General features: G+C 64.0%; 9 protein-coding genes and 1 tRNA gene. 7 read left to right on the forward strand and 3 right to left on the reverse strand.

All coding sequences use genetic code 11. The features are described 5' to 3' along the window. The first annotated feature begins 152 nt into the window (after window positions 1-152). Window positions 153-731, forward strand: a complete 579-nt coding sequence (locus tag ACZLZQ_RS18910) for a hypothetical protein (RefSeq protein ID WP_472950665.1) — start codon at window positions 153-155, stop codon at window positions 729-731. A 94-nt stretch (window positions 732-825) separates the two neighbouring features. Continuing rightward, window positions 826-2184: a putative bifunctional diguanylate cyclase/phosphodiesterase gene (locus ACZLZQ_RS18915; protein ID WP_472950666.1), complete on the forward strand. Its 1359-nt coding sequence runs from the start codon at window positions 826-828 to the stop codon at window positions 2182-2184. A 741-nt stretch (window positions 2185-2925) separates the two neighbouring features. On the opposite strand, the gene ACZLZQ_RS18920 is transcribed toward ACZLZQ_RS18915, so the two are convergent. From ACZLZQ_RS18920 to ACZLZQ_RS18930, 3 genes are all read right to left on the reverse strand, one after another. Further along, window positions 2926-3069, reverse strand: a complete 144-nt coding sequence (locus ACZLZQ_RS18920; protein ID WP_472935386.1) for a hypothetical protein — start codon at window positions 3067-3069, stop codon at window positions 2926-2928. Then, window positions 3066-3782 carry an SOS response-associated peptidase gene (locus ACZLZQ_RS18925; protein WP_472950667.1) on the reverse strand — a complete coding sequence of 239 codons (717 nt, stop codon included), beginning with the start codon at window positions 3780-3782 and terminating at the stop codon, window positions 3066-3068. Before ACZLZQ_RS18925 ends, ACZLZQ_RS18920 begins: the two co-directional genes overlap by 4 nt. A gap of 137 nt (window positions 3783-3919) precedes the next feature. Further along, window positions 3920-3994: transfer RNA gene (locus tag ACZLZQ_RS18930), tRNA-Gly, on the reverse strand. Window positions 3995-4220: 226 nt separating this feature from the next. Between ACZLZQ_RS18930 and ACZLZQ_RS18935 the strand changes: the two genes are divergently transcribed. From ACZLZQ_RS18935 to ACZLZQ_RS18955, 5 genes are all read left to right on the forward strand, one after another. Beyond that, complete coding sequence (locus tag ACZLZQ_RS18935) at window positions 4221-4757, forward strand: prolyl-tRNA synthetase associated domain-containing protein (protein WP_472950668.1); 537 nt, start codon at window positions 4221-4223, stop codon at window positions 4755-4757. 1 nt (window position 4758) lies between these two features. Further along, complete coding sequence (locus ACZLZQ_RS18940) at window positions 4759-5751, forward strand: tetratricopeptide repeat protein (protein ID WP_472950669.1); 993 nt, start codon at window positions 4759-4761, stop codon at window positions 5749-5751. A gap of 165 nt (window positions 5752-5916) precedes the next feature. Next, the gene (locus tag ACZLZQ_RS18945; RefSeq protein ID WP_472950670.1) at window positions 5917-6597 is read left to right on the forward strand and encodes an LON peptidase substrate-binding domain-containing protein; all 681 of its coding nucleotides are present in this window, start codon (window positions 5917-5919) and stop codon (window positions 6595-6597) included. A 188-nt stretch (window positions 6598-6785) separates the two neighbouring features. Beyond that, window positions 6786-6971, forward strand: a complete 186-nt coding sequence (locus tag ACZLZQ_RS18950) for a Trm112 family protein (RefSeq protein WP_472935381.1) — start codon at window positions 6786-6788, stop codon at window positions 6969-6971. 232 nt (window positions 6972-7203) lie between these two features. Further along, window positions 7204-7527 carry a hypothetical protein gene (locus ACZLZQ_RS18955; protein ID WP_472950671.1) on the forward strand — a complete coding sequence of 108 codons (324 nt, stop codon included), beginning with the start codon at window positions 7204-7206 and terminating at the stop codon, window positions 7525-7527. The last annotated feature ends 93 nt before the right edge of the window (window positions 7528-7620 follow it).

Below are 7620 nucleotides of genomic sequence, written 5' to 3' on the forward strand. Positions count from 1 at the left end.
GCGGCGTGGGGAACGCTGTGGGTGGTGCGGTCGGTGGCCTCGGTAACGCCGTCGGTGGTTCCGGCGGCCTGGGCGTCGGCGCCGGCGTATCGGCCGGCGGAAGCCGCGGTGTCAACGCTGGTGTTGGTGCTTCGCTTGGCGGATCAGACGGAGTGAACGCCGGTTTGGGAGCGTCTGTCGGCGGTTCGAGCGGTATCAACGCCGGTGCCGGAGCCTCGATCGGCGGTGGCGACGGTGTGAATGCCGGCGGCGGCGCCTCCATCGGCGGATCTCAGGGCGTCAATGCCGGCCTTGGGGCCTCCGTTGGTGGCGGGCAAGGCGTCAACGCCGGCGTTGGTGCTAGCGTTGGCGGAAACTCCGGTATCGGCGTCGGCGCTACCCTTGGCGGCAGCACCCGCAGCACCTCCACCAATTCCAGTTCGGGCGGTGGCAGTGGCGCTGGCACTCTTAATAACGCGTCAGGCGGCGCAGCCAATGGCTCCGGCACGCCAAACGGCCTGGGCGTTGGAAAGGCCAATCCCGTGCCGGGGGCAAGCACTGGCATCCTCACCGGCAACCGCGGAATTCGCGGGATCGGCAAGCCCACCGCGGTCGTGGCACGGGGACTGCAACGCTACAGTGAGATGAGCAGCAGAGAACAGCGGGCCATGAAGCGTCAGTGTCGCGGTGTTCTCGGCGACCCGAACGGCTTCGAGTTCAGTCTGGTTCAACTCTGCAAGCTCCTTCAGTAGCGGCCATCGGGGCCACTGGCGGCTTGCGCCGCTGGTGGCCTCAATTCGCACAGATCCAGCGACGCATTCGCCCTTGTCCTTGAGAAGGTTGCAGATGAGCATGCTCGAGAGTTTCGAACCGAACGTTTCATCGTTTGTCAGCCAGGAGCTTGCGGATAGCCGGCAGCGTTCACACCGTCTCGCCTTCTATGATGAGATGACGGCGCTTCCAAACCGGCGGTCTTTTACCCAGATGCTTGAACGCCTTGCACAAGCTAAAGGGTCGGGCTTTGGGCTCCTCCTGCTCGATATCGATCACCTCAAGCGAACGAACGACACAAAAGGCCACGCAGCCGGCGATCAGGTGATCTGCGAGGTCGCGGCCCGCCTCCAAGCGCTGTCGGCCGGGGACTGCGTCTTTCGGCTGAGCAGCGACGAGTTTGCCATTATCTGCCTTGGCTGCTCGAGCCATTTCGATCTTCAGTCGATTGCCTTCGATGTTCTGGCGAGCATGACGATGCCAGGATTTGGTGGCGGGAAGCCGCAGGTATCCGTTGGCGGCGCCCTGTTTGGTGCCGACGGGGATAACGGTTGCACCCTTCGTCAGAATGCCGGGCTGGCTCTGCAGCAGGCAAAGGCGAACCATCGTGGCGGCTACGCGCCCTTTGATTCCGCATTCCGTTCCGCCTTGATACGAACGGCGAACGTCGTCGAAACGATGGCGTGCGCCTTGGATGAAGGCCGCGTAGCGACCTTCTACCAGCCACTGGTCAGGCTCGACACCGAGGAGGTGGTCGGCCTTGAGGCGCTTTCCAGGGTCATCACAAACGACGGCGCGATGTTGGCCGCAGGATGCTTTCAGGAGGTTTTCTCAGAGCCCTTGCTTGCCAGCCGGCTGACGCGCCAAATGCTTGCTCAGGTAGCCCATGACCTTAGTTACTGGATCGACAGCGGCCTTAAGTTCCAGCATGTCGGCATCAATCTTTCGGCCGTGGACTTTGCGCGGGGTGACTTGGAGCAATTGTTTTCCGAAGCCTTCGACAGCAAACGGGTACCTCTGAAACACATCGTCCTCGAGGTAACGGAAGCCGTCTTCATGGACGGTCTAACGAGCGGTATCATCGAGGCAATCGAACGGTTACGGCAGCGGGGCCTGCTGGTCGCGCTCGACGACTTCGGAACGGGATTTGCGTCCCTAACGCATTTAAGGACATTCCCCGTCGACATCATCAAGATCGACAAGTCGTTTGTTGATCGCCTGGATAACGATCTGCCTAGCGAGGTCATCGTCGAGGCACTGATACGGATCGGTCGTCGACTGGATATCCGCGTTGTTGCAGAAGGCATCGAGACAAAAAACCAGGCAACCCGCCTTCAGGAAATGGGGTGCGTCCTCGGTCAAGGCTTTATGTTCGGTCGTCCCGCGGATGCAGCCTCAACCAGCAGGATACTCGCAGCTCGGGCTCAGCGCTGATAAGGCGAGTATCGGACACCGTCGACGTTGGTATCTTCTTCCAGCTGGGAATCACACGGTCGTCGCATGTGATAACCCACCTGTCTGTCCGCCTTTGACGAACGGCCTGACAAACCCTGGAAAGGGTTGCCCAAGCCACATGCCGCCTGCCCTCGACCCCGACTATCCTGCCGCTGAGTGATGCGTCAGCAGTGGATGGCGCGATCCGGATGCCCGGCGGGTTTAGGGATGCGGCGGTGTCCATGGCGACGACATCGTATTTTGTTCCAAATCGCCCGGTTCGGCCGGGCTAGAGCGGGCGCCGGAGCAGCTCGGCAACAGAGTTATCCTAAAAACTCGGCAAGTTTGGAACGGACGGAACCGACGCTGGCGAACCTTGTTTGGTGGCTGACTATGTCATGTTCGGACGGAAGAAACTTATGCATTTCATCGCTGTAGCCATGGCGGGCACTGCTACTTTGATCCTCAGTGCAATGCCTTCCTTGGCGCATGAGCATGCGAAAGTCAGCAGGCTTGGTGCCCCAGAGCAGGCCATCCTCGTGGCAGGGACCGAAGGCTCGCGTGCCGGGACTCCTCAGCCAGAGGCTCGTCAGCCAGCCGTCGACGACACGAAAACCGAGCCTGCTGTCCGTCGTACGGAAAGCGGTATCAGGATCGTCGGTGCGCCATTCCTCCCGGAAAAGTAAGCGACACTACCCTTACAGGCAGGCTTCCGCGCTAGCCTGCTCCCAAGCCGCAGACCTAGCCGATCATTCCGAGGGTCCAGGCCGCCAGAGCAGCAATGGTGGCGAGGCCCAGCAGTGGCCAGATGGACGTCATGAACCGGTAGAGCTGGGGCCTCTCCCGTTCAACGCGGTCGATGTACTCGGCAATGCGGTAGATCATTCGGTCGGATCCTTTCTGTTGCCGCGCGCGACGATCTCGAGAACGCCATCCGGCAGCGGCCTCTGCAATTCCTTCGCCTCCGACCATTCTGCCCGCATCCAGACGTCCATCTCCTCGGCCGTCGTCAGTATCACCGGCATCGCCTTCGGGTGAACGGCGCCAACGGTCGGGTTGGGTTCGGTCGTAAGGAAGCCGAAGAGGTCGGTGGTGATCTCGCCCTCCTTGACCTTCCTGACCGATGTCCAAGTCGTCCAGATGCCGGCGAACACCATCAGAGGCCGGCTCTCGTTCCCGGCGAACCAGATCGGGACCTTGGTGACGGCGTCGTATTCGCTAAAAGAGGTGAACGGCACCAGACAGCGGTTCTGGGGCCCAAGCCAGCGCAGCCAGTGCTTCGATGCGGTGTTGCGGACATTGGTGGTGCCGCCATCGGGCTCAGCTTTCAAGAGGGCGTGGAAGTCGACGGGCTTGCCCTTCGCCTCGAGCTTCTCGGCCCGCAGCTTCGCCTTCCGGAACAGTTCCTGCGACGACGTCGGCATGCCCCACCGCACCAGCGACAGCTCGCGCTCGCCCTCGACCGTGCGAACGATCGGGGCCGGCTGATCAGGGAAGATGCCGGGCATGGGCGGGAGGTTGCCGGTGCGGTCGCGCATCGCCCGGGTGAACTCGAGGATGGCCGCCTGGCCCTTGGTAATGCTGTAGAGGTTGCACATGCCGCATCATGTGCCAGGCAAAGGCCATGCGTCCAGTTCCGGAGACATCAGCATTCCAAGAGCATCAAGCCAAACAGCAAAAAGGCCCGCCTGCGCGAGCCCTGAAGCACTGTAAAGAAGATGTTTGGGAAGAAAATTGGAGCGGGCGAAGGGATTCGAACCCTCGACCCCAACCTTGGCAAGGTTGTGCTCTACCCCTGAGCTACGCCCGCCCGCTCCCCGCGGCGGTCTCTGCCGCGGACTGGCGCTGTATGACGGAATGACCGGGTGAATGCAACAGGGGGGAGCGACTTTCTGGCGGATTTTCCGCAAGGCGCCTGCACTTTTCTTTGGCGCCCCTTGCTGGGGATGCCCCAAGGCCCCGCCCTGCCCTTGATCCGCCGCGCCTCTGCCGCTACCTCGGTCACACTGCCCGTGCGGCGCCGGATGCGAGTTTCCATGAGCCTCTCCCGCGAGAACCTCTTCGCCTTCCTCGACCGGCAGGGCATCGCCACAACGACGGTGGACCATGAAGCCTTGCACACGGTCGAGGAAAGCCAGGCACTGCGCGGGGCGATCCCCGGCGGCCATACCAAGAACCTCTTCCTGAAGGATAAGAAGGGCACAATCTTCCTCGTTGTCGCCGAAGAGAACCGCACGGTCAATCTGAAGACGCTGCACAAGACGATTGGCGCGCAGGGGCGGCTGTCCTTTGCCGGTGCCGACCAGATGCAGGCGCTGCTGGGCGTGTCGCCGGGCTCAGTCACCGCTTTTGGCGTCGTCAACGATACCGGCCACCAAGTGCAGGTGGTGCTCGATGCCGGCCTCCTCGCGCATGAGAGGCTCAACTGCCATCCGCTGGTCAACACCGCGACGACGACGATCGCCCGCGACGACCTCCTCGCCTTCCTGGCGGCCACCGGCCATGCGCCGTTGGTCGTCTCCCTCGACGAGACCCCGATCCGACCGGCCGAACCGGCAAGCGAAGGAAACTGAGATGAGCCAAAATCCCTACGGTTCGAGCTATGGCACGCAGACCGCCGGCCTTAGCGGGGCGGCCCCGCGGGCGGCGCCTGCCGCAACCCCGCCCGGCTCAACCGGCGCTGCTGCCGGCGGACCGCTGATCAAGGACACGACGACGGCCGGTTTTGGCGCCGACGTCGTCGCCGCTTCCCGCGAGCAGCCGGTGCTGGTCGATTTCTGGGCGCCCTGGTGCGGTCCCTGCAAGCAGCTGACGCCGATCCTCGAGCGGGCGGTCACCGCTGCCGGCGGCCGCGTCAAGCTGGTGAAAATGAACATCGACGAACATCCCTCGATTGCCGGCCAGCTCGGCGTGCAGTCGATCCCGGCCGTGTTCGCCTTCGTCGACGGACAGCCGGTCGACGGCTTCATGGGGGCCTTGCCGGAAAGCGAGGTGACGGCTTTCATCGACCGCGTGGCGGGCCCCGCGGGACCGGCCGAGGATCCGCTCGCCGCGGCCCTCGTCGAAGCCCAGGCGCTGCTGGCGGCCGGCGACGCCGGCAATGCCGCTGAGATCTTCGCCGCCATCCTGCAGCACGCGCCCGGGGATCTCGCGGCGGCCGCAGGTCTTGCGGAATGTTATCTCTCAGCCGGCGATGCCGTCCACGCTCGGCTGGTCCTCGACCAGGTCCCGGCCGACAAGGCCGCCGATCCGATCCTCGCGACCGTGCGGACCAAGCTTAAGCTTCAGGAGGAAATCTCGGCGCTCGGCGACAGCGCGGCCCTCGATGCGGCCCTCACCGCCGATCCCGACGACCATCAGGCCCGCTTCGACCTCGCGCTGATCGCACAGGCCAAGGGCGAGCGCGCTGAGGCTGCACGCCAGCTGCTCGAAATCGTCCGCCGCGACCGGACCTGGACCGACGACGGCGCGCGCAAAAAGCTGCTTGAATTCTTCGAGGCCTGGGGTGGCGCCGATCCCGCCACCCGCGACGCGCGCAAGCGACTGTCGACGCTGCTGTTCGCTTGAGATGGTGAGGGGCGTGCCACAGCGCCCCTGCACGCCTGCCCACACCCGGCCCGACTCTTTCCGGTGGCGCCAAAGAGGTCCCCGCGCTACGGCATCTGTGATCGGCCCGTCCCTTGAGTTTGCCGCCGCCTGCGCCACATCGATGGTTGGAGATGGAGGCCCCCTTTGGTTCACGCTGGCAATACCAACTACACCCGCGAGTCCGACCTGCCCGAGGTGGTGCCGGTCTTCCCGCTGACCGGGTCGCTGCTGCTGCCCGGCGGTCAGATGCCCCTCAATATCTTCGAGCCGCGCTACCTCGCAATGGTCGACGAGGCGCTGAAGGATCAACGCGTCATCGGCATGATCCAGCCGCGCCTCGATGGCGCCCGTCGAGAGAATGGCGAACCGGAACTCGCCAAGGTCGGGTGCCTCGGCCGCATCACCTCGATCACCGAGAGCGGCGACGGACGCTACATTATTAACCTGCATGGCATCGCCAGGTTCCGCGTGCTCGAGGAGTTGGAGACAGGCGTGCCTTACCGCGTCTGCCGGCTGGCTGCCTTTATCGGCGATCTCGACCTTGGCCATGGCGCCGGCGACGTGGACCGCGACGGGTTGCTGAAAGCCTTCCGTCTCTACCTCGACGCCAATCAACTCGAAGCCGACTGGGAGAGCGTCACCAAGGCGTCGAACGAGACCTTGGTCAACGCGCTGTGCATGATGTCGCCGTATGGTGCCGCCGAAAAGCAGGCGCTGCTCGAGGCGCCCGATCTGAAAACGCGCGCCGAGACCTTGATCGCGCTGACCGAGATCGCCATCGCCCGCGAGAACTCCGAAGACGGCGGCGGCCAGACGCTTCAATAGCGGCATGGATCAATCCTCTCCGCCACAAGACTCACGTTTGCCGATTGGTCTTGGATAAGACCGCTGTTGTGTTCAAGCCGTCAGGGGCTTAGCCCGCGCTGGTGCGCTCCCTGATGCGCCGGCTTCCTCCACTCACATGCGTGCATAGATCCGCTTTTGTGGAACACCGAGGTGGGTTAGAAGAGGGCATGAGCGATCTTGCCCGACGTCCCGACCCGAAGCTCCTCGAACTCCTCGTCTGCCCGCTGACGAAGGCGCAGCTGACCTACGATGCCGCGCGCAACGAGCTGGTCTCCCGCGCCGCACGTCTCGCTTATCCCATCCGTGACGGCATCCCGATCATGCTCGCCTCCGAGGCGCGCGCTCTCGACTGAGACTGTTCGTGCCGCCCTCCTGCGGGTACAGCAAGCAGGTGCTCTCCGCAGTTACAAAGAGCCGGAGAGCCGGAGAGCATGGCGAATGGCACGGCTCTGCGCTATCCCAGCATGGCCCTTGGCGGTGTGACGGCGGTGGCCGAAGACCCCCCCCTCGGTAACGACTTTCGTCCGCACCGAGACGAGCCGGCGGACCGGTTTTCAACCGGATTTGCGTGAGACGGAGAACGACATGGCCAAGCAGCTGACCGCCCGCAACATCGCCGTCGATTTCGGCGGGACGTCCCGCGAGTGGACGAAGAAGGCCGAAGCCGGCCTGATCCCTGGCGCGTCGCGTCCGAGCGGCAAGGCGCCGTGGCTTTTCGACGTTGCGGTGTTCCGGGCCTGGCACGAAGCGGGCCAGCCGGCGATCCCGCGTCCCGTTGCACCGGCGGCGCCGAAGGCGTCGAAGTCCCCCCCTCCCCGTTCCGATTCTGAGACGAAGCGTCGCTTGAAGTCTGCTGAGATTGATGCCGGGATTGCGGCATTGGTACGGGGCGCGTTGAAGGGCCGTTGATCTCGGCCTGAGAGCGCCGGCCGCTGGGGGCTCCGCCGTGTCATTGCCTCTGGACTGACTTGCGTGTTGACGCTGGGATCGCGTCTTTAGTTT

The organism is Mesocryomonas lacus, assembly GCF_055730105.2.